Source organism: Leifsonia poae (assembly GCF_050632195.1).
Classification (GTDB): Bacteria; Actinomycetota; Actinomycetes; order Actinomycetales; family Microbacteriaceae; genus Leifsonia; species Leifsonia poae_C.
On record NZ_CP192580.1, the window covers coordinates 1548742 to 1570200 of the forward strand.

Consider the following 21459-nt stretch of genomic DNA (forward strand, 5'->3'; position numbering starts at 1 on the left):
ACTTTCAGCCTTCTGAACGTATTACGACGTTGGGCCGCTCGCCGGGGCGAGAGAGGTCAGCTCTCGGAGTCGAAATCGAGGCTGAGCTTGCGCAGCAGCCCGGCAAGACGTTCTTGGTCCGCAGTCGACAGCGAGGCGAGAAGTTCGGATTCGGCGTCGACCAGACGCGTGATCGCCGCATCCACCCGGGTCAGCCCCGAGGAGGTCATCTGCACGAGGATTCCGCGGCCGTCGTTCGGGTCGGTGCGGCGTTCGACAAGCCGCCTCGTGACCAGGCGGTCGATCCGGTTCGTCATGGTGCCGCTGGAGACGAGCGTCTGCTGGAGGAGCGCCTTCGGGCTGAGCTGATAGGGCGCACCGGCACGGCGGAGTGCAGCCAGCACATCGAACTCCCACGACTCGAGGTCCGAGCGCTCGAAAGCCGTGCGTCGGGCACGGTCGAGGTGACGCGACAGGCGGGCGACCCGCGACAGCACCTGCAGCGGCGAGAAGTCGAGGTCCGGGCGCTCGCGCAGCCAGGAGTCGACAATGCGGTCGACCTCGTCGCGTGCGTCAGCCATCCCCCCATGCTATTTGTTCGGGATGCGGTTATTCGCCCGGGATAGGCCAGGATGGCCGCCCGCTCACCAAGGTCTGGCAAACTGTACGAGCGCATTGTCGCGGTCCGCCTTGGTGTAATGGCAGCACGACAGCCTTTGGAGCTGTTAGGTCTAGGTTCGAGTCCTGGAGGCGGAGCGAACTCGTCACCGATCTCCGGGAGAACCATGACCGACCAGAACCTCGCCATCGTCGTGCTCGCGGCCGGCCAGGGAACGCGGATGAAGTCCGCGACTCCCAAGCTGCTGCACCCCCTCGCGGGCATGCCGATCATCGGGCACGTGCTCGCCACGGCGCGGGAGCTCGACGCGGCCCACGTCGTCTCCGTGGTCCGCCACGAGCGGGACAGGCTCGTCGAGGTGATCTCAGCAGACATGCCGGAAAGCGCCATCGTCGACCAGGACGAGGTTCCCGGCACCGGACGCGCGGTCGAGCTCGCTGTCGCCGCGCTGCCGGCTGACTTCGACGGCGACGTTCTCGTCGTCAATGGCGACGTCCCGCTGCTCGACGCCGAGACGCTCCGCGGCCTTCTCGCGAAGCACCGGGCCGGGTCGGCTGCGGCGACCATCCTGTCGTCCTTCCCGGCGGATGCGACCGGATACGGCCGCATCGTCCGTACCGAGTCGGGCCACCTCGACCGCATCGTCGAGCACAAGGATGCGACCGACGAGGAGCGCGGCATCGGCGAGATCAACGCCGGGATCTACCTCTTCGGCCTCGCGCAGCTCCGCGATCAGCTCGCCGCGCTCACGACCGACAACGTGCAGGGAGAAAGTACCTCACCGATGTGATCGGTCTGCTGCGTCAGGCCGGGTTCGACGTCGACGCCCTGCCCGTGGCCGAGTCCTGGCTCGTCGAAGGCATCAACGACCGCGCCCAGCTGAGCGACGCGGCCGCCAAGCTCAATGCCCTGTTGGTGCGCACCTGGCAGCTGGCCGGCGTGACCGTGCAAGACCCCGCGACCACCTGGATCGACGTCAAGGCCAAGCTCGCTCCGGATGTGACGTTGCTTCCCGGCACGCAGATCCGCGGTGCGACTCTGGTCGAGTCCGGTGCGGTCATCGGGCCGGACACCACGCTGCTCGACTGTGAGATCGGCGAGGGCGCCACCGTGAAGCGCACGGATGCGACGCTCTCGGTCATCGGCGCCGGCGCCACGGTCGGGCCTTTCGCCTACCTCCGCCCGGGAACGATCCTCGGCGCCGACGGCAAGATCGGAACCTTCGTCGAGACGAAGAACGCGAAGATCGGTGCAGGAACCAAGCTCGCGCACTTCAACTACGTGGGCGACTCGGAGGTCGGCGAGAAGTCGAACCTGGGCGCCGGAGTCATCACCGCCAACTACGACGGCGTGAACAAGCACCGCACCGAGATCGGCTCGCACGTTCGGGTTAGCACGAACACCGTGTTCGTCGCGCCGGTTAGGATGGGTGACGGAGCGTACACCGGAGCCGGAACCGTCGTCCGCAAGGACGTCCCGGCGGGGGCCCTCGCCCTCACGGTCGCACCGCAACGGAACATCGAGGGTTGGGTCGCGCAGAAGCGACCGGGCACCGACGCCGCCAAAGCTGCGGAAGAGAGCGGAGAGTAAGTGTCAGGGATAACCACCACCGGACAGAAACGCCTGGTTCTGATTTCGGGGCGTGCGCATCCCGCCCTCGCCGAGCAGATCGCCGAACACCTCGGCAGCGAGCTCGTCCCCACCGACTCCCGCACCTTCGCCAACGGCGAGATCTATGCGCGATTCGACGAGAGCGTCCGCGGTTCGGATGCGTTCGTCATCCAGTCGCACACCTCGCCGATCAACGAGTGGCTGATGGAACAGCTGATCATGGTCGACGCCCTGAAGCGCGCGTCCGCCAAGCGCATCACCGTCGTCGCCCCCTTCTACCCGTATGCCCGTCAGGACAAGAAGGGCCGCGGCCGCGAGCCGATTTCGGCCCGCCTGGTCGCGGACCTGTTCAAGGCCGCCGGCGCCGATCGCATCATGTCGGTCGACCTGCATGCCGCTCAGATCCAGGGCTTCTTCGACGGCCCGGTCGACCACCTCTTCGCCATGCCCGTGCTCCTCGAGCACATGCGCAACGAGCTCGACGCGTCGACGCTCACCGTGGTCTCGCCCGACATGGGCCGCGTTCGTGTCGCCGACAACTGGAGCGACAAGCTCGGCGTTCCGCTGGCGATCATCCACAAGCGCCGCGATCCGCTCATCCCGAACCAGGTCTCCGTGCACGAGATCGTCGGGGATGTCCGCGGCCGCGTCTGCCTGCTCGTCGACGACCTCATCGACACCGGCCGTACCATCGTGAAGGCCGCCGAGGCCCTCAAAGCCAACGGCGCCCTCGGTGTCGTGGTGGCTGCCACGCACGCCGTGTTCAGCGACCCGGCCGTCGAGATCCTGCAGAGCGACTTCATCGACTCGGTCGTCGTCACCGACACGCTGCCGCTCCCCGAGCACAAGCAGTTCGAGAAGCTCACGATCCTCCCGATCGCGCCGCTGCTCGCCAACGCGATCCAGCAGGTCTTCACCGACGGCTCGGTCACGTCGATGTTCGACGGGGCTGCTTAGGCGGTGACCGACCGGCGCAGCGAGCTCGCGCCCGGCTATGCGCAGATCGTGCTCGACAACCTCGGGCGCGAGTATCCGTATGCCGCGCACCACGTCGCCTCGAGCGATCAGGATGCGCGACGCACGCCCCGTGAGCTGCACCCGGCGTTCGCGACCTCCTTCGACTGGCATTCGTGCGTGCACATGCACTGGCTCGGCGTCTCGCTGCTCGAGTTCGGCGTCGACGGTGATCTCTCGACGCGACTGCGCGAGGCGCTCGGGGCTGACCTGACCGCGAGCAAGTTGGCGGTCGAGGTCGAGTACTTGCGCGAGCACCCGGGCTGGGAACGTCCGTACGGCTGGGCCTGGCTGGTGCGGCTCGCGGCCCTCTGCGGCTCGTCGCAAGACGCGGAGATCAACGCATGGGGTGCGGCGCTCCGTCCTGCGGTCGACGCCGTCGCCGAGCTGGTCGCGGGATGGGCGGAACGCACCGAGTGGCCCGTGCGTCACGGCGTGCACACCAACTCCGCCTTCGGGCTCGGGATGCTGCTCGACGCGTTCCGCGAGCTCGGTCACGCCTCCGGGGCAGCGGCGTGCAAGGTCGCGGCGCTCCGGTGGTTCGGTGACGACGCGGCTCTGGACCACGAGGGCGAACGCAGCGGACAGGACTTCCTGTCGGCATCCCTCAGCGAGGCCGACTTGCTGCGGCGGGTGCTGTCGCCGAACGAGTTCGCGTCGAAGTTCGAGACGCTCCTGCCTGACTTGACCAGCAGATCGGCCGTGCTGACCCCCGCCACGGTGCTCGACGAGACCGATGGCTACCAGGTGCATCTGCACGGGCTGAACCTGTCGCGGGCCGCGCAGGTCGCCCGGATCACGGCGGCGCTGGGGGACACAGTGTCGGCGTCGGTGCTCCGGGATTCGCGGAGCCCGCTCCTCGACGCGGGCCTCACCGCGGTCGTGTCCACCGAGTACCTGTCGTCGCACTGGCTCGCATCGTTCGCGTGGGACGCGCTGAGCGCATCCGTCGATCACCGTGGCTAGGAAGTTCGGGTACGCGCGTTAGTACCTCGGAGTCAGTGGGTCTTCCTCTCTGAGCACACCGGCGCACCGTCGGGTGCGACCGCCGACTCAGCCCGAGAGGTTCCCCGTGCCGTCGAGACACATCGTTCCCGCGATTCGTCCCCTTACCGCATACAGCGCGGCTCTCACGACCGCCCTCGTCGTCTTCGCGGTGCTCGTTCTGGCTGGTGCGGGCATGCCAAGCTGCGTCTTCTGGGGCGCGCTCGCCCTGGCGTCAGGGCTGCTCGCCGTCTCGATGCTGCGAGTTATGCGGCTTGGCGGAACTGGTGCGGCGTCGAAGGAATGAGCCCGAGTGGCGCGACGAATGACGCATCGCCCTCGGTGTTCAGCGCGTAGCACTGCCAGCCCGGCCCGACCGGACCCATGAGCTCGAAGCGCGCCGACGACGACACGGCGTCGGGCTTGTACTGCCTGACGTAGACCGCGCACGTGTTCGACGCCGTGGTCGAGGCGATGCTGATGGTGACAAGAACCCCGGGCAGAATGAGCGCCACGAGTCCGATGACCACGACCACCCGGGTGGCGATGACCATCCGTCGCCCCCGCAAGGGGCGCTCGTCGAGCGGCTCGTAGCCGGCGAGCTCCGGATGGTCATCTAACGTCACAGTACGAGTGTCGGCGTCCTCGGCCCCGTTCGCAACCGGCGACCCGCGGCGAATCGACCTTCCCAGCAGTCCCGAAGGTCGATTCGGCGCCACTCACTCGCCGGAGTTGTGGGGAAGGGAGGAGCGGTCGGCCGCGACGAGCGGCGGTCGGACTAGTGCGCGACGAGCACGGAGGCCACGCCCGTGGCGCAGGCCAGGAGTGTGATGACCGCGGTGAGGACGATCGCGAGGGCGGGAGCGGCCGGTGGGATGTGGCCGGTCAGGCCCGCCAGCGCCCGGCCGCGGAGCGTGCCGTAGACCATCGTCGCGATCGCCGCGAGCACCAGGACGATTCCGGCCGCCGTCAGCACCGGCTGACCAGACACCCATCCCGTGCGCAACGCCAGCAACGCATTCACGACGATGACGAGTGCCGTGCGCGTCCAGGACAGGGCCGTGCGTTCACCCTGCAGGCCGGGATCGCGCGCGGCATCGCGGCCGTGATCGGAGGCGGGCGGGATGCTCATGGCTGGCCGCGCATCCGTCTCAGTGCACCACGAAGAGAACGGCGATGACCGCCGCGGTCAGCAGCACGACGGCGGAGAGCAACGGGATGGCGACCGTGGTCGGCAGGCGCCGGTTGTTTCGCATCGCGATCTCGTTGGCACGCCACCGCACGTAGGCGATCACGCTCAGCACGGCGGAGAGCACACCGAGCGCGACGGCGAGAATGACGACGACGACGTGCGGGCCGAGTTGGGTGGAGAACTGTTCCAGCACCACGGCTCCCGCCAGCAGGGCGAGCGCCGTGCGCACCCAGGCCAGGAAGGTGCGCTCGTTGGCGAGCGAGAACCGGTAGTCCGGCTCCTCACCTTCCTGGCGCCAGGCGGGCTCGCGCACGGTTAGTGGCTCGAGCCTTCGGTCTCGATCTCGCTGCGGTCGCCCGACCAGAGCGTGTGGAAGACACCGTCAGCGTCGACGCGCTTGTAGGTGTGCGCTCCGAAGAAGTCGCGCTGCCCCTGCACGAGGGCGGCGGGGAGCCGCTTCACGGCGAGGGAGTCGTAGTAGCTGAGCGCTGCGCCGAATCCAGGGATCGGGACGCCCGACAGCGCGGCCGTCGCGACGACACGGCGCCAGGCTGCCTCGCCTTCGGCGACGGCGTCGGCGAAGTACGGCGCCTCGAGGAGCGTGGCGATGTCCGGGTTCTCGTCGTAGGCGTCGGCGATGCGGTTGAGGAACTGGGCGCGGATGATGCAGCCGCCGCGCCAGATCTTGGCGATCTTGTCCTTGTTGATGTTCCAGCCGTACTTCTCGGCGCCGGCGATGATCGCGTCGAAGCCCTGCGCGTACGCGACGACCTTGGAGGCGTAGAGCGCCTTGGAGACATCGTCGGCAAACGAGGAGTCGACCTTCTGCACGTCGGGGCGCGAGGTGACGACCGCCTGCACGGCCTCGCGCTGTGCGGGCTTGGAGGACACTGCCCGAGCGAACACGGCTTCGGCGATGCCGCCGACGGGAACACCCAGGTCGAGTGCGTTCTGCACGGTCCAGACGCCGGTGCCCTTCGACCCGGCCTGGTCGAGCACGATGTCGACGAACGGCTTGCCGGTCTTGGCGTCCACCTGACGGAGCACCTCGGCGGTGATCTCGATCAGGTACGACTCGAGGTAGCCCTTGTTCCATTCGGTGAACACGTCAGCGATCGCGGCGGGCTCGAGTCCGCCGACCGTGCGGAGCAGGTCGTATGCCTCGGCGATGAGCTGCATGTCGGCATACTCGATGCCGTTGTGGATCATCTTCACGAAGTGGCCGGCGCCGTCGGTGCCAACGTGGGTGACGCACGGCTCGCCTTCGGCGATCGCGGCGATGGAGGCCAGGATGGGGCCGAGGGTCTTGTACGACTCTTCCGACCCACCGGGCATGATCGACGGACCCTTGAGCGCGCCCTCTTCGCCGCCGGAGATGCCGGCGCCGACGAAGTGGATGCCGGTGGGGGCGATGCGCTTCTCGCGTTCGATCGTGTCCTGGAAGTTTGCGTTGCCGCCGTCGACGATGATGTCGCCCGGCTCGAAGCGCTCGACGAGCTGGTCGATGACCGCATCCGTGCCCTTGCCGGCCTGCACCATGATGATCGCGGTGCGGGGCTTGGCGAGCGACGCGACGAAGTCGTCGATGGCCTCGCTGGAGACGAAGTCGGCCTCGGGATGCGCGTTGATCAGTTCATCGGTGCGCGCCCAGGTGCGGTTGAAGACCGCGACCTTGTTGCCCTCGCGCGACGCGAGATTGCGGGCCAGGTTGGAGCCCATCACCGCCAGACCGACGACTCCGATGTTGGCAGTTGCTTCGGTGTTTTCCGGCACGATCTCTCCTTCGAAACTGACTTTTCTCCAGCGTAGCGGGCGGCGCGGTGCGCCCCGGTGAATGTTTCGCCGTGCTCAGCCGAGACGGAACGTGGCCCGCGGGATGTCCGAGACGAGACGGCCCGCGATGGTGAACGCATCCTCTTCGGCGAGCTGGTGAGTGGCGACGAGGGAGGCGAGGAACGACGCGTCGACCCGGCGGGACATGTCGTGCCGGGCCGGAATCGAGCAGAACGCACGGGTGTCGTCGATGAAGCCGCTCGTCTTGGTGAATCCGGCGCTGTCGGTGATCGCCTGCCGGTAGCGCAGGATTGCAGCAGGAGTGTCGATGAACCACCAGGGAGCGCCCGCGTAGACGGAGGGATAGAAGCCGGCGAGCGGCGCGATCTCCCGGGAGAACGTCGTCTCGTCGACGGTGAAGAGAACGAGTCTGAAGGTGGGGTTGGTGCCGAAGTCTCTCAGGATGGGCGTCAGAGGAGTCGTGAACGATCCCACGGCGGGCAGATCGTGCCCCGTGTCCGACCCGAAGGCGTCGTAGGTCGGTCGGTGGTGGTTGCGGATCACTCCCGGATGCAGCTGCATCACGAGGCCGTCTTCGCTGGCCATTTCGGCAAGCCGGTAGAGCATGTTGCGGCGGTAGGCGACTCCGTCCGCGGCAGTGAGCTTTCCGTCCAGAGCGGAGCGGTGGATGCGCTCGGCGTCGGCCGTCGTCAGCGGCTCGCTGCCCGCATCCAGCACCCCCGTGTCTGTCGAGGTGCCTCCGGCGGCGATGAAAGCCTGCCGCCGCACCCGCAGCGCTTCGAGGAGCCCCGTGTATGTGCCGGTGTCGACGCCCGAACGGGCTGCCAGGGCGTCGAGCTTGCCCGCCCACGTCGGCTCGTCCGGATGCATGTAGCGATCGGCGCGGAAGGTTGGAAGTACCCGGCCGGCGAAAGTCGGGTCGTCTCGCAGCGCGAGATGCGCTGCGAGGTCATCGGCGGGGTCGTCTGTCGTGGCGAGCACCGCGATCCGGAATCGCTCGAACAGAGCCCGGGGCCGGAACTCCGGACGGGAGAGGGTCTCGCTCAGTTGGTCATACAGTTCGTCGGCGTTGGAGGCCGACGGTTGCGAGGTCAGCCCGAAGACCTCGCTGAACTCCGACTCGAACCAGAACCGCACGGGGGTTCCGAGGAAGACGTCCCAGTTCTCGCAGAGCTTGCGCCAGATCGAGCGTCCGGATGCGGTGGGCGCGGCGCCGTCGCGCGACAGTCCCAGCTCGTCGAGCGGCACTCCGACCGCGTGCAGCATCCGGGTCACGTAGTGATCGGGGGTGATGAGCAGGGCGGCCGGATCCGGGAATGGCTCGTCGTCGAGGAGCATGCGCGCGTCGATATGGCCGTGCGGGGAGTAGATCGGAGAGTCGGCGACGGTCGCGTGAATCCGCCGCGCCAGGTCGCGCTCGCCGGGGTCGGCGGGGAACAGGCGGTCGGGGTGGGGTGCGAGCGTGGTCATGCGCATCCTTTCGGGGAGGCTACGGGCGTACCGGACCGGTGGAGGCCCGCACGGTGAGGTGAGTGGGGAGGGTCGCGGTCTGACGCATGCCGACGGCGGCATGTTCGTCGAGCCGGCTCAGGAGCATCGAGACCGCGGTGCGACCTGCCTGCTCGATCGGTGCCGTCAGAGTGGTGAGCGGCGGATTGCAGAAGTCGGCGCCGAAGATGTCGTCGCAGCCGACGATGCTGATGTCGCCGGGGATGCTGACCCCGCGTTCGTGGAAACGCGCGAGCATACCGATCGCCAGGAGGTCGTTGAAGGCGATACAGGCCGTGACGCCCGCGTGCATGATCGCGTCCGCCGCAGCGGCGCCCGCGTACTGTCGGGGCGCGAAAGGGCCCAGTCGGGTCGCTGTGACGCTGTACCGTTCGGCAGCGCGAGCCATCGCCCGCCAGCGGCCCTCGTTGGGCCAGGATGTCTCGGGTCCCGAGACGTAGGCGATCTCCCGGTGACCGAGCGAGACGAGGTGCCCGATGGCTTGCTCGATGGCGCTCGGGGTGTCGATGAAGACGCTCGGAACCCCGCGCGTCTGGCGGTTGATGGCGACGAGGGGAATCTCCGCGGCGAGAGCGGTAAGCCTCCGGTCGGTGAGGCGGGAGGCGGCCAGGATGGCGCCGTCGAAGGAGCGGCGGAGCTTGTGCAGCATCCCGTCCTCGAGCTCGTCGGACTCCTCGGTGTCGACCAGGATCTGCGTGTATCCGCCCGCCTTCAACTGCTGCTGCGTGCCGCGGATGATGCCGAAGTAGAACGGGTTCGTCACATCCGAGACGAGCACCGCGATCGCGCGGGTCTTTCCGCCGGTGAGCGCGCGGGCGTGCGAATTCGGAACGTAGTTCAGTGCCCGGGCCGCCTCTTCGATCCGCTCCCGGGTGAGGGGTTCACGCGACCGGGGTTCGAGAGCGCGCGGGAGACCGTCGACGTGGCGAGTCCGGTCGCGGCGGCGACGTCCGCGAGGGTCGCGGGGCGCTCTGACCCCGCTCCAGCGAGAGGTTGCATGACAGCATTTCAGCACAGTATGGCAATTTTTGGCAAACGTTTGCCTCGTCTTGCCAACGTGCATAGAGTCCTCAGCAGTCATCCTCGCCTGCACCGATTCAGAGGGTGTCGACTTCACGTCCCGTCTCAAAGGAGAGTCAAGATGAGATCACGTATCGCGCTCGGCGCGGTCGCCGGCCTGGCCGTCATCGGCCTGGCCCTGAGCGGTTGCTCTGCAAGCAGCGGCTCCAACTCCAGCTCGAGCGCAAGCCCGGGAAAGGTCGACGGCAAGGGAAAGACCCTCGACGTCATGATCGCGGCCAACGGCCTCTACCCCACGCAGCAGCAGCAGTGGTTCAAGGATGTCTCCGCCCAGTTCGAGAAGGAGACCGGGGCGACGGTCAAGTTCGAGACCTTTGCGTCGGCGAACGACGAGCTCACCAAGATCCAGACCTCGGTTCTCTCGGGCCAGGGCCCGGACATCTACGACCTCGGCACCACGTTCACCCCGACCGCGTACTCGACGGGCGCGTTCGTCAAGCTGACCTCGGCCGACTGGGACAAGGTGGGCGGTCGCGACAAGTTCGTTCCCGCGACGCTGGGCATCTCGGGACCGGATGAGAAGAACGAGGTGGGCATCCCGTTCCTCAGCCGTCCGTTCGTCATGGCGTACAACAAGGATCTGCTCGCCTCCGCCGGCATCGACAAGCCCGCCACGACCTGGGACGGCCTCGCCGACCAGGCGAAGAAGCTGACGACCGGAGACCAGTACGGCATGGCCGTCGCGTATGCCGACAGCTTCGACCCGTGGAAGTTCATCTGGGCGATGTCGAACCAGCAGGGCAACCCGCTGATCGACCCCGCGACCAAGAAGGCGACGATCGACGACCCGGCCGTGAAGAAGTCGTACCAGACCTACTTCAACTGGCTGACGAAGGACAAGGTGGTCGACCCCGCTGCGATCGGCTGGAAGAACCCCCAGGCCGTCGCCGCGTTCGCGAGCGGCAAGGCCGCATTCCTCCCGATGGTCTCATCGTCGTCGCAGGTCTCGCTCGACGCGTCTCCGATGGCAGGCAAATACGCGTACGCCGTGATGCCGACGATCCCGCCGGGTGCCACCAAGCTGCCGAGCAAGGGCAAGGCCGCTGCCACGATCATCTCGGGCGACAACATGGTGGTCGCCAAATACTCCAAGAACCAGGACCTCGCCTTCGCACTCGTCAAGATGCTCACCAGCACCGACAACCAGGTGAAGTACACGAAGACCTTCGGCGACCTCCCCACCAACAAGGACGCGGCCGCGAAGATCGAGCAGGGCAACGATCTGATCGCCCCGATCCTCGAAGCCGGCACCAAGGCCGTGGGCACCCCGTTCTCCGGAGCCTGGGGTGACACGCAGCTGGCCCTCGTCAACGTGGTGGTCCAGTCCATCCCCGCTCTCTCGAACGGGTCGGTCTCCTCGTCCGACCTCGACGCGAAGCTGAAGACCGCGCAGGACACGGCTCAAGGCGCGCTCAACAAGGCGAAGTAGCCGGGAGCTCCAACCATGTCGAACTCGACTCTGGCCGCGCCCAACGGCTCGGCCGGCGAAAAGGGCGGATCGCCCGCGGGGACCATCCCCGCGGGCGGCCGCCCCGGCCGCACCAGTCCGAAGCGCAAGGGCACGAAGCCCATGCACCTTCGCAACCGTCCACTCTGGATGCTGCTCCCCGGCGGCATCCTGATGATCCTCATCATCGTCATCCCGCTGCTCGTGGCGGTGCTGATGTCCACGCTCGACCTCGACCAGTACACGCTGCAGAGCTGGTTGCAGGCGCCGTTCATCGGACTGCAGAACTACGTCGAGGCGATCGTCTCGTCGTCGCTGCTCCGCTCGATCGGTATCAGTGTCTCGTTCGCGGTCATCGCTTCCGTCGTCACGATGCCGATCGGTCTACTCGCCGCGTTGGCCACTCAGAACAAGTTCCGCGGCAGGGCGCTCGTCCGCTCGCTGTTCCTCATCCCGTACGTGCTCCCGGCGTTCGTCGTCGGCACACTCTGGCGCACGATGCTGCAGCCCGGTGGTGTCGTCGACTCCACGCTCGGGGCGGTCGGGATGAATCCCGGACTCTTCCTGAACGGCCCGCTCAGCTACTGGTCGCTGATCGTGGTGCAGATCTGGACGTCGTGGCCCTTCTTCTACCTGCTCGTGCTGGCGGGTCTCCAGTCGGTCGACCACGAGGTGCACGAGGCTGCGGCCATCGACGGCGCGACCTGGTGGATCAAGCTGCGCTACGTGATCCTGCCCTACCTGCGCGGTCCGATCTTCCTGGCGCTGATCATCGCGTTCCTGCACAACATCAACGCGTTCACGCTGCCGTTCGTGCTGTTCGGCGTTCCGGCGCCGCAGGATGTGGAGGTGCTCCCGGTGCTGACGTACGTGACCAGCTTCCAGAGCTTCCGCTTCGGGCTGAGCGCCGCGATGGCGATCTGCTCGCTCATCCTGATAGCGATCCCGCTGTTCGTCTACCTACGGGCTGTGAAACTCGACTCCGGCGATGAGGGAGAGAAACGATGACTTCGGCCACAACCACCGCGGCCGCTGCGGCCGCCACCGCCAAGCGACGTGCCAACGGCATCCGACAGGGCGACATCACCCGCCTGCTGCCGCGACCGCTGCTCATCACCGTCATCACGGTATTGCTCGTCATCGTGCTCGGCCCTGTGATCTACATGCTGTTCTCGTCGGTCAACTCGGACGTCGCCGTCGCGGGCGGGGCCTTCTTCCCGACAGAGCTCCACTTCGACAACTACATCAAGGTGTGGTCGACGGTGGATCTCGGCAACGGGCTCATGAACAGCGTGATCGTGTGCGTGTCGGTCGCCGTCGTCTGCGCGTTCCTCGCCGTCGCAACGGCATACGTGCTCGTGCGCTACGAGTTCCGCGGGCGGCTCACGTTCCTGCGCAGTCTGCTCGGCCTGCAGTCGATCCCCGGCACGCTGATCCTGCTCCCCGTGTTCGTGCTCTTCTCGAGCCTGGCGACGATCCTCGGCATCCAGATCATCGGCACGCGCCCGGCACTGTTCATCACGTACCTCACTTTCGCGCTGCCGTTCTCGACCTGGGTCATGGTCACCTACCTGCGCGGCCTGCCCAAGGCGCTCGAGGAGGCGGCGCGCATCGATGGTGCGTCGTCGTGGCGCATCCTGACCCGCATCGTCGTGCCGCTCAGCTGGCCAGGCATCGTCGTGTCAGGGATCTTCGCGTTCCTGCTCGGCTGGAACGACGTTCTGTTCGCCTCTGTTCTGACCAACCCCGAGACCCGCACGGCCGCTGTCGCCCTGCAGGTGTTCGGAGCCACACAAGAGGGTGGCGCGATCCCGCTGTACGGGCAGATGATGGCAGCGTCCCTCATCTGCGCGGTTCCGGTGGTCGCGCTGTACCTCGTGTTCCAGCGCTACCTCGTGGGTGGCCTGACCTCTGGAGGAGTCAAGTGAGTGACGTCAAATGGGCGTTGTCCGGTTTCGGCGATGAGATCGATCCCGATCCCGTCGTGCAAGTCGCGGTCCTCCAAGCGCTCGGCGCGAACCACATCGAGGTCCGCAGCGCTTGGGGTATGAACATCGTCGACCTCGACAGCGAGCAGCTCGATCGCCTCGCCGGCATCTTCGAGGAGCGCGGGATGGGCGTCTCGGCCATCGCCTCGCCGATCGGCAAGGTGGATGTGTCGCTCCCCGTCGAGCACGAGGTCGAGCGGCTGGGTCGCGCGATCGCAGCTGCCAAACGTCTCGGTGCCCGCTACATCCGGCTCTTCTCCTTCTACCGCGGAGAGGGGTTCCGGTCGAGAGCATCCGTGATGATGTGATCGTCCGGATGCGCGCCCTCGCGGACGCCGCCGAAGCCGGCGACGTGATCCTTCTGCACGAGAACGAGAAGGACATCTACGGCGACACCCCCGAGCGCTGCCTCGACATCGTCGAATCCGTCGGCTCGCCCCACCTCAAGCTCGCCTGGGACAGCGCCAACTTCGTCCAGGTCGGTGTGGCGCGTCCGTTCGACGACGGCTACGCGGCGCTGCGGCCGCACTTCGAGTACCTGCAGGTGAAGGATGCGCTCAGCGCGACGAGCGTGGTCACCCCCGCCGGCGAGGGCGACGGCCAGGTGCTCGAGACCCTCACCGCTCTCCGCGACGACGGGTACACCGGGTTCGCCTCCCTCGAGCCGCACCTCACCGACGTGAACGCCCTCGGCGGCTTCTCCGGACCGGAGGCCTTCGGTCGCGCGGGCCGGGCCCTCCGCCGCCTCACCGACAAGATTGGAGTCGAGCTCGTATGACCGACGAACCCACCACCGCATCCACCTCAGCTTCGCCCTCCGCACCGCTCGCCGTCGCCATCGTCGGCTGCGGCATCATCGGCCTCAACCACGCACGTGCGATCGCCCGCCACCCGCACCTCGCGATCACCGCCCTCGTGGATGCGGTACCCGCCGCAGCCACGGCGCTGGCCGATCAGGTCGTCTCCGAGCTGGGCATTCTTCGTCCCGCCGAGTTCGAGTCGCTGCCTGCCGCCTTGTCCGCCGCTCCGGTCGACCTCGTCGTGATCTGCACTCCGAGCGGTTTGCACGTGCAGCTCGCGGAAGAGGCGCTCGCCGCCGGAAAGCACGTGGTGATCGAGAAGCCGCTTGACGTGTCCATGGATCGCGCTCGGCGCATCCTGGAGCTCGCCCGTCATGCCGAGAAGCACGGTCTCGTCGTGTCGGTGATCAGCCAGCACCGATTCGACCCGGCGTCGGTCGTCGTCGCCGAAGCTGCGCACACGGGAACGTTCGGTCGCGTGACCAGCGGGCTCGCATCCGTCGCCTGGTGGCGCAGTCAGGAGTACTACGACTCCGGTCAGTGGCGCGGCACGTGGGAGCTCGACGGCGGTGGCGCGGTGATGAACCAGGGCGTGCACACGGTCGACCTCCTGGTCTGGTTCCTCGGCAAGCCGGTGGAGATCTTCGCACAGACCGCACTGCTCGCCCACGATCGCGTGGAGATCGAAGACATCGCCGTGGCGACGGTGCGGTTCGAGTCGGGCGCTCTCGGAGTGATCCACGCGACCACCGCCGCGTATCCGGGCCTCTCGGTTCGCGTGCAGGTGCACGGCGACCACGGCTCGGCCATCATCGACAACGACCAGCTCGAGTACTTCGGTGCCGCCGATCCGGATGCGGTCGACCAGAGCGGCGCGAGCGTCACGAACCGCGCCTCCGAGGTCGTGCCCGCCGCGGAGGTGCGCGGCGGAGACCGCGGACCCGACCGCTTCATCGAGGGGCATCTGCGCCAGTACCGGGACGTGGTCTCGGCCATCGAGGAGCACCGCGCCCCGGGCGTCACCGTCGAGGACGCGTTCACCTCCCTCGCGGTCGTGAGGGCCCTCTACCTCTCGGCAACGCTCGGCCGGCCCGTGGGCATCGACGAGGTCACCTCCGGGGCACTCGACTCTGTGACCGTCAGCACGGGCGGCGCCCAGCGCGCCCAGAAGGAAGCAAGCAAATGAAGTTCTCCGTCTTCACCGCATCCACCCCCGACTGGGCACCCGAAGAGGCCGCTCAGCAGCTGGCCGCGCAAGGCTGGGACGGGATCGAGTGGCGCGTCATCGACCAGACCGAGGCGACCCCACCGGGGTTCTGGGCGGGAAACCGCTCGACCTGGCCGCTGACGGGGCTCGAGGATTCGCTCGACGACATCGCCCGCATCACTCGCGAGGCGGGTCTCGAGTTCTCGGGCATCGGCGGCTACGCCCGCAGCGACGACCACGAGAACGTCGACAGGATGCTCGCAGCGACCGCGGCGCTCGGCGCCCGCCAGGTGCGCGTCACCATGCCGCGCACCGACTCGGGCGAGTACCGCGAGCTCTTCGCGGCCACCCGCCGCGATCTGGAGTGGGCTGCGTCGCGCGCCGAAGTCCTCGGAGTGAAGGCGCTGGTCGAGCTGCACCACGAGACGATCACGCCGTCTGCCTCGGCTGCCTTCCGGCTGGTCGACGGCCTCGATCCCGAGCATGTCGGGGTGATCCACGACCTCGGCAACCTCGTCGTCGAGGGGCAGGAGAGGCACCTCTCGGCGTTCGAGCTGCTCGGCCCGTACCTCGCGCACGTGCACGTCAAGAACGTGCGCTGGGTCGCGGGGAGCCCGAGGCCGACGGCACCGTGCGCTGGCACAACGAGTGGGCGCCGATGCGCACGGGTCAGGCCGACGTCGAGGCGTACTTCACCGCGCTCCACGAGTTCGGCTACGACGGCTGGGTCACGTCCGAGGACTTCTCGACAGAACTCCCGCTCGCTGAGCGCACCCGCGACAACCTCGAGTATCTCCGCGGAGTCGAGTCGCGCACTCGCGCTCTCGTCTCGACGGCCGGGGCATGACGCCGCCACGACGCACCGTGCGGCATCCCGTCCGCATCGTGCACCTGGGCTTGGGGGCTTTTCACCGCGCCCACCAGGCCTGGTACACACAGCGGGCGAATGAGGCGACCGGCGGCTGGGGATGGGGGATCGCAGCGTTCACCGGACGAAGCCCCGACGCGGCCCGCATCCTCGCGGCTCAGGATGCGGTCTACACGCTGGTCGAGCGCGGCCCCGAGTCAGACACCACGAGCGTCATCGAGAGTCTCAGCGTCGTCGCCGACGGCGCCGACGCGGAACGCTGGCGTCGAGCGGTGGCCGACCGTGCTGTCGGGGTGCTGACGCTGACCGTCACGGAGGCGGGCTACCGCCCGTCGACGGCCGCGCTGGACGCCGACCTCTCGGCGCTCCGCGCCGGCGAAGTCACTTTCACGGCGCCGGGCAGGATCGTCGACGGTATCCGGGCGCGCAGGCTGGCTGGTGCCGGGGGCCTAGCCGTTGTGAGCTGCGACAACCTCCCCGACAACGGCCGCGTCACCCGCGACGCGGTGCTCGGGCTCGCCACCGCGCTGGACCCGTCGCTCGCCGAGTGGATCGACACTGAGGTCTCCTTCGTGTCCACCATGGTGGACAGGATCACGCCGGCCACGACCGGCGCCGACCGCGAAGCGGTGCGCGAACTGACGGGCTACGACGATGCCGCGCCGGTCGTCACCGAACCGTTCAGCGAGTGGGTGCTGAGTGGCGACTTCCCGGCGGGTCGGCCGGATTGGGAGTCCGCAGGAGCCCGCTTCGTCGACGACATCGAGCCGTTCGAGCGTCGCAAGCTGTGGTTGCTCAACGCCGGGCACTCGCTGCTCGCGTATCTCGGGCTGCTTCGCGGTCACGTGTCGATCGCCGACGCCATGGGCGACCCGGTGTGCGTCGCGGCGCTCGAAGACCTCTGGGCAGAAGCGCGCACCGAGCTCCCATTCGATGATGACGCCGTGGATGCGGCCCTCGACGCGCTCCGCGCCCGCTTCACCAACGCGCGCATCGAGCACCGGCTCACGCAGATCGCGACCGACGGATCGCAGAAGCTCGGTCCGCGCATCCTGGACCCGCTGCGGTCGCGCCTCGCAGCCGGTCGCGCCCCTGGTCGAGCCGAGACCGGAGTGCTCGCCGCGTGGATCCTGCACCTGCTCGACGGGTCGTTCGCCGACGCCGGAGCCGTCGACCTCGCCGCCCGGCTGGGCGAGCATCCGGATGACGACGCACAGCTCGCGGTGGACGCCGTGAGCGCCTTCGCGCCCGAGCTGGCCGACGATCCCGCCGTGACCGAATCCGTGCACCACCAGCTCGGCGCCCTGCGCGCCGCCCGATCCTTCGCCACAGAAGAACCATCAAGAGGAGCCCACTGACATGCGAATCACTTCCGCCGACGTCCTCGTCTCGAGCCCCGGCCGAAACTTCGTCACGCTGCGCATCACCACCGAGGACGGCTTCGTCGGCCTCGGCGATGCGACGCTGAACGGACGCGAGCTGGCGGTCGCCGCCTACCTGAGCGAGCACATCGTGCCGCTCCTGATCGGGCGGGACGCCCACCAGATCGAGGACACCTGGCAGTATCTCTACCGCGGGGCGTACTGGCGCCGCGGCCCGGTCACGATGGCCTCCATCGCCGCGGTCGACACGGCTCTCTGGGACATCAAGGCCAAGGTCGCCGGTCTCCCGCTCTACCAGTTGCTCGGCGGGCGCAGCCGCCGGGGGTGTCTCGTCTACGGCCACGCGTCTGGCGCCGAGCTCCCCGAGCTGTTCGATTCGATCCGCGACCACCTGGAGCAGGGCTACAAGGCCATTCGCGTGCAGACCGGCATCCCCGGTCTGGGTTCGGTCTACGGCGTCGCATCGTCGGCCAACGCGGCCGCCGGCGATGGTGGCACGACGGCCCGGTACGACCATGAACCCGCCCGCCGCAGCGCTGTGCCCGTCGAGGAGGAGTGGGACACCCGTGCGTACCTCCGCCACGCTCCCACCGTTTTCGAGGCGGTGCGCAACGAGTTCGGGCCCGAGCTGCCGCTGCTGCACGACGCGCACCACCGGCTCACGCCCATCCAGGCCGCCAAGCTCGGCAAGTCGCTCGAGCCGTACGACCTGTTCTGGCTCGAGGATGTGACGCCGGCCGAGAACCAGGCCGTGCTGCGCCGCGTGCGCGAGCACACCACCACCCCGCTCGCCATCGGTGAGGTCTTCAACACGATCTGGGACTACCGCGAACTGTTCGAGGAGCAACTCATCGACTACGTGCGCAGCCCAGTCACCCACGCGGGCGGCATCACCGGTCTGCGGCGGATCTTCGACTACGCCGCCGTCTATCAGATCAAGTCAGGCGTCCACGGCCCGACCGACGTCTCGCCGGTCGGCCTGGCAGCGGCCGTTCACCTCGGTGTCGCCATCCCGAACTTCGGCATCCAGGAGTACATGAAGCACAGTGCCGCGACGCACGAGGTCTTCCGCACGACGTACTCCTTCGAAGACGGGATGCTCATCCCCGGCGAGACCCCCGGCCTCGGCGTCGACTACGACGAGGTCGTGGCGAACTCCTTCCCGTACAAGGCGGCATACTTGCCGGTGAACCGTCTGCTCGACGGTTCCATGCACGACTGGTGATGCGAAGAGGAGGGGCGCTGATGGGATCTTCGGCGCCGCTCGTCGTCGTCATGGGCGTCTCGGGTTCGGGAAAGAGCACGGTCGGAGCGCTCCTGGCCGAGCGCCTCGGCGTGCCGTTCGTGGACGGCGACGACCTGCATCCTGAAGCCAATGTCGCGAAAATGGCCTCGGGCATCCCGCTGGATGACCACGACCGGTGGCCCTGGCTCGCGAACGTCGGACGCACTCTGGCTACCGCGACCGGCACTGGGATGGTCGTGGCCTGCTCGGCCCTGAAGCGCGAGTACCGCGACGCGATCCGCGCAGAGGCCCCGAATGCGGTCTTCGTCGAACTCGACGGCAGCAGCGACCTGCTCGGCGAACGCATCGGAGCCCGCCGCGACCACTTCATGCCGCCGACGCTGCTCGCGTCGCAGCTGGCGATACTCCAGCCTCTCGCCGCAGACGAGCGGGGCGTCCGGGTACCGATCGACGGAGCCCCCGGCGAGATCGCGAGGGTCGCCGCCGCGCAGCTCGAGACCCCCTCGTCACCGGCCACCGAACCGCGGTCGTAGCGGCGCGACGCATCCGGTAGACTGTTCCACTGAACTTCGGCGAGGGATGCGCGCCTCACAGCGCGCAGTCCGTTATCGACGCGGTGGAGCAGGGCTTCGCAGTCTTTCCTCACACGTCTTTCATCTGAACGATGCGTTCGAGTCGACACACAACCAGACACTGCGAGCAACGCTCGCCCGACAGCCGGCCCCGCCGGCAAGGAGTTACTCATGGCTGACGAGTCCAACAAGGTCGTCGCGGAAGTCCGCGAAAGCTTCGGCAAGGGTGCGGCGCGCAAGATCCGCGCCGCCGGCAAGATCCCCGCCGTCATCTACGGCCACGGCACCGAGCCCGTGCACATCACCGTTCCCGCGCACCAGGTCGGCCTGCTTCTCCGCAAGGCGAACGCTGTGCTCGACATCGAGATCGCCGGCAGCAAGAACCAGCTGACCCTGGTCAAGGATGTGCAGAAGGACCCGGTGCTGCAGATCATCGAGCACCTCGACCTGATCATCGTCCGCAGCGGCGAGAAGGTCTCCGTCGAGGTACCGGTCCACGTCGTGGGCGAGACCTTCCCGGGCACGATCGCGGTTCTCGACGTCAACACCCTGCGTCTTGAGGTCGAGGCGACCCACATCCCCGAGAACATCGTTCTCGACGTGACCGACGCCGTCGAGGGAACGCAGTTCCACGCGAAGGACTTCACGCTGCCGAAGGGCGCCGTGTTGGCCGAGGACGAGGATCTGCTCATCCTGAACGTCATGATCCCGGCCGCCGCACGCGGTGAGGAAGAGGAGACCGCAGAGGCCGCCGAGGGCGCCGAAGAGGCTCCCGCCGAAGACGCCGAGTAGTACCGGGCGCATCCCTTCGATGGCCTCTTCTTCTCTCACGGATAGGCCCTGGCTCGTGGTCGGGCTCGGTAACCCCGGGCCCGGCTACGCGGCCACGCGTCACAACGTGGGCCAGATGGTGCTGGACGACCTCGCCGAGCGCGGTCGCCTCACTTTCAAGACCCACAAGACGAACTCGACCGTCGCCGAGGGTCGGCTGACCCCCGGCGGCGAGCGGTTCGTCCTGGCCAAGCCCAACACGTTCATGAACGTGTCCGGCGGGCCGGTCGCGCAGCTGCTGCGCTTCTACTCGCTCGATCCGTCGCGCCTGATCGTGGTGCAGGACGAGATCGACATTCCGTTCGACACGATGAAGCTCAAGTTCGGCGGTGGCCATGGTGGCCACAACGGCGTGCGCGACGTCATCGCGGCGACCGGCACCGGCGACTTCACCCGCGTCCGCGTCGGCGTGGGTCGCCCGCCGGGCGCCCAGGCCGCAGCCGACCACGTGCTCAAGGGCTTCTCCAGCGCCGAGCGCAAAGTGCTCCCCAACCTGATCTCTGACGCTGCGGATGCGGTCGAGCAGATCGCCACGGAGGGCCTCACCGCCGCCCAACTCCGCTTCCACACCGGCCGCTGAGCCGCTGCGCTCGCGGCTCGCTGCGCTCGCTCTGGCGGCTCGCTGCGCTCGCTCTCGCGGCTCGCTCCGCTCAAACGCAATCGAGTCCGGGAGAAGTCCCGAAAACGCGGCGCTGAAACGGGATTTCTCCCGGAGTGGATTGCGTTGGAGTGGGCGCGGAGGGTCAGGCGGGGGTGCTCGCGGCGATCGCGGCGATGTACACGATGAACGAGATGATCGGGGCGGCAGCGGCGACAACGATCGCGATCACGCCGTAAGCCCGCCCTCGTTTTGTCGCGGCGGCGATGATGCCCTGGATGAGCGCCCAGAGGCCGATCACGGTGCCGCCCGCGAGCTGGGCGAGGATGAGCAGCGCGGTTCCGCCGAAAGCGGCAGCCTGCTCCGCCGTCATGGTGCTCGTGCTGTAGCTGAAGCCTGTGCTGGAACGGTCCGCGATCGGGCCGACGCTGTTGCCCACGACGATCGAGGCGATCACCGAGAGGACCAGCACGACGATCGCCCCGTACATCGCGACCACGCCGAGAACCTTCGACTTGGGAGCCGCGGCGTAGCCCGCTCCGTAGCCGGGATAGCCCGCGGGAACGCCCGCGTACGGCTGCACGTACGCCTGCGCGGCAGGGTAGGCGCCAGGCTGCTGGTAAACCGGCTGCTGATAGGCGGGCTGCTGATAGGCGGGCTGCTGATACGACGGCGGGGGCGTGACGGGCGGTACGGGCTGGCTGTTCTCGGGCGGCGGGACGCTCGTCATCGGTGTCG

General features: G+C 67.9%; 19 protein-coding genes, 1 tRNA gene and 4 pseudogenes. 16 read left to right on the forward strand and 8 right to left on the reverse strand.

Annotated features, from left to right (window positions below; translation table 11 throughout):
- Positions 1 to 56: 56 nt before the first annotated feature.
- Positions 57 to 560, reverse strand: coding sequence for a MarR family winged helix-turn-helix transcriptional regulator (locus ACQ86A_RS07865; protein ID WP_431279997.1), 504 nt, complete (start codon positions 558 to 560; stop codon positions 57 to 59).
- Positions 561 to 663: 103 nt separating this feature from the next.
- Here ACQ86A_RS07865 and ACQ86A_RS07870 point away from each other — a divergent pair.
- From ACQ86A_RS07870 to ACQ86A_RS07890, 5 genes and pseudogenes are all read left to right on the forward strand, one after another.
- Positions 664 to 735 (forward strand) — tRNA-Gln (locus tag ACQ86A_RS07870).
- A gap of 29 nt (positions 736 to 764) precedes the next feature.
- Positions 765 to 2188: pseudogene (gene glmU / locus ACQ86A_RS07875) on the forward strand (bifunctional UDP-N-acetylglucosamine diphosphorylase/glucosamine-1-phosphate N-acetyltransferase GlmU).
- Positions 2189 to 3166 (forward strand): ribose-phosphate diphosphokinase, encoded by a 978-nt coding sequence (locus ACQ86A_RS07880; protein ID WP_431279998.1) that lies wholly within the window; start codon positions 2189 to 2191, stop codon positions 3164 to 3166. It begins immediately after the preceding pseudogene.
- 3 nt (positions 3167 to 3169) lie between these two features.
- A complete protein-coding gene (locus ACQ86A_RS07885) occupies positions 3170 to 4189 on the forward strand; it encodes a DUF2891 family protein (protein WP_431279999.1) in 1020 nt (339 codons plus the stop codon).
- Positions 4190 to 4295: 106 nt separating this feature from the next.
- A complete protein-coding gene (locus ACQ86A_RS07890) occupies positions 4296 to 4514 on the forward strand; it encodes a hypothetical protein (RefSeq protein ID WP_431280000.1) in 219 nt (72 codons plus the stop codon).
- Here ACQ86A_RS07890 and ACQ86A_RS07895 read toward each other — a convergent pair.
- The 6 genes and pseudogenes from ACQ86A_RS07895 to ACQ86A_RS07920 all read right to left on the reverse strand — a co-directional run bounded on the left by ACQ86A_RS07895 (position 4474) and on the right by ACQ86A_RS07920 (position 9701).
- Positions 4474 to 4833, reverse strand: a complete 360-nt coding sequence (locus ACQ86A_RS07895) for a hypothetical protein (protein WP_431280001.1) — start codon at positions 4831 to 4833, stop codon at positions 4474 to 4476. The two genes, ACQ86A_RS07890 and ACQ86A_RS07895, sit on opposite strands and share 41 nt — an antisense overlap.
- 152 nt (positions 4834 to 4985) lie before the next feature.
- A complete protein-coding gene (locus tag ACQ86A_RS07900) occupies positions 4986 to 5339 on the reverse strand; it encodes a DUF202 domain-containing protein (RefSeq protein ID WP_431280002.1) in 354 nt (117 codons plus the stop codon).
- A 19-nt stretch (positions 5340 to 5358) separates the two neighbouring features.
- Positions 5359 to 5712 (reverse strand): YidH family protein, encoded by a 354-nt coding sequence (locus ACQ86A_RS07905; RefSeq protein ID WP_431280003.1) that lies wholly within the window; start codon positions 5710 to 5712, stop codon positions 5359 to 5361.
- Between the two features lie 2 nt (positions 5713 to 5714).
- Positions 5715 to 7118 (reverse strand): NADP-dependent phosphogluconate dehydrogenase, encoded by a 1404-nt coding sequence (gene gndA / locus ACQ86A_RS07910; protein WP_431280403.1) that lies wholly within the window; start codon positions 7116 to 7118, stop codon positions 5715 to 5717.
- Positions 7119 to 7247: 129 nt separating this feature from the next.
- The gene (uxaC, locus tag ACQ86A_RS07915; RefSeq protein ID WP_431280004.1) at positions 7248 to 8663 is read right to left on the reverse strand and encodes a glucuronate isomerase; all 1416 of its coding nucleotides are present in this window, start codon (positions 8661 to 8663) and stop codon (positions 7248 to 7250) included.
- 19 nt (positions 8664 to 8682) lie between these two features.
- Positions 8683 to 9701: pseudogene (locus tag ACQ86A_RS07920) on the reverse strand (LacI family DNA-binding transcriptional regulator).
- A 142-nt stretch (positions 9702 to 9843) separates the two neighbouring features.
- Between ACQ86A_RS07920 and ACQ86A_RS07925 the strand changes: the two are divergent.
- The 11 genes and pseudogenes from ACQ86A_RS07925 to pth all read left to right on the forward strand — a co-directional run bounded on the left by ACQ86A_RS07925 (position 9844) and on the right by pth (position 20703).
- Positions 9844 to 11211 (forward strand): ABC transporter substrate-binding protein, encoded by a 1368-nt coding sequence (locus ACQ86A_RS07925; RefSeq protein WP_431280005.1) that lies wholly within the window; start codon positions 9844 to 9846, stop codon positions 11209 to 11211.
- Between the two features lie 15 nt (positions 11212 to 11226).
- Positions 11227 to 12237 carry a carbohydrate ABC transporter permease gene (locus ACQ86A_RS07930; RefSeq protein WP_431280006.1) on the forward strand — a complete coding sequence of 337 codons (1011 nt, stop codon included), beginning with the start codon at positions 11227 to 11229 and terminating at the stop codon, positions 12235 to 12237.
- Positions 12234 to 13157, forward strand: coding sequence for a carbohydrate ABC transporter permease (locus ACQ86A_RS07935; protein WP_431280007.1), 924 nt, complete (start codon positions 12234 to 12236; stop codon positions 13155 to 13157). The genes ACQ86A_RS07930 and ACQ86A_RS07935 overlap by 4 nt, the downstream gene beginning before the upstream one ends.
- A pseudogene (locus tag ACQ86A_RS07940) lies at positions 13154 to 13995 on the forward strand (sugar phosphate isomerase/epimerase family protein). Before ACQ86A_RS07935 ends, ACQ86A_RS07940 begins: the two are co-directional and overlap by 4 nt.
- Positions 13992 to 15203 carry a Gfo/Idh/MocA family protein gene (locus ACQ86A_RS07945; protein WP_431280008.1) on the forward strand — a complete coding sequence of 404 codons (1212 nt, stop codon included), beginning with the start codon at positions 13992 to 13994 and terminating at the stop codon, positions 15201 to 15203. The pseudogene ACQ86A_RS07940 and the gene ACQ86A_RS07945 overlap by 4 nt, the downstream one beginning before the upstream one ends.
- Positions 15200 to 16071, forward strand: a pseudogene (locus tag ACQ86A_RS07950) (sugar phosphate isomerase/epimerase family protein). The gene ACQ86A_RS07945 and the pseudogene ACQ86A_RS07950 overlap by 4 nt, the downstream one beginning before the upstream one ends.
- Positions 16068 to 17450, forward strand: coding sequence for a mannitol dehydrogenase family protein (locus ACQ86A_RS07955; RefSeq protein ID WP_431280009.1), 1383 nt, complete (start codon positions 16068 to 16070; stop codon positions 17448 to 17450). The pseudogene ACQ86A_RS07950 and the gene ACQ86A_RS07955 overlap by 4 nt, the downstream one beginning before the upstream one ends.
- A 1-nt stretch (position 17451) precedes the next feature.
- The gene (gene manD, locus ACQ86A_RS07960) at positions 17452 to 18699 is read left to right on the forward strand and encodes a D-mannonate dehydratase ManD (RefSeq protein ID WP_431280010.1); all 1248 of its coding nucleotides are present in this window, start codon (positions 17452 to 17454) and stop codon (positions 18697 to 18699) included.
- Between the two features lie 20 nt (positions 18700 to 18719).
- Positions 18720 to 19253: a gluconokinase gene (locus ACQ86A_RS07965; protein ID WP_431280011.1), complete on the forward strand. Its 534-nt coding sequence runs from the start codon at positions 18720 to 18722 to the stop codon at positions 19251 to 19253.
- Positions 19254 to 19463: 210 nt separating this feature from the next.
- On the forward strand, positions 19464 to 20084 hold the full coding sequence (locus ACQ86A_RS07970) for a 50S ribosomal protein L25/general stress protein Ctc (RefSeq protein WP_431280012.1): 621 nt from the start codon (positions 19464 to 19466) through the stop codon (positions 20082 to 20084).
- A 19-nt stretch (positions 20085 to 20103) separates the two neighbouring features.
- The gene (gene pth / locus ACQ86A_RS07975; protein WP_431280013.1) at positions 20104 to 20703 is read left to right on the forward strand and encodes an aminoacyl-tRNA hydrolase; all 600 of its coding nucleotides are present in this window, start codon (positions 20104 to 20106) and stop codon (positions 20701 to 20703) included.
- Positions 20704 to 20866: 163 nt separating this feature from the next.
- On the opposite strand, the gene ACQ86A_RS07980 is transcribed toward pth, so the two are convergent.
- Entirely contained in the window at positions 20867 to 21451 is a 585-nt protein-coding gene (locus ACQ86A_RS07980) for a hypothetical protein (protein ID WP_431280014.1), read from the reverse strand.
- Between the last annotated feature and the right edge of the window lie 8 nt (positions 21452 to 21459).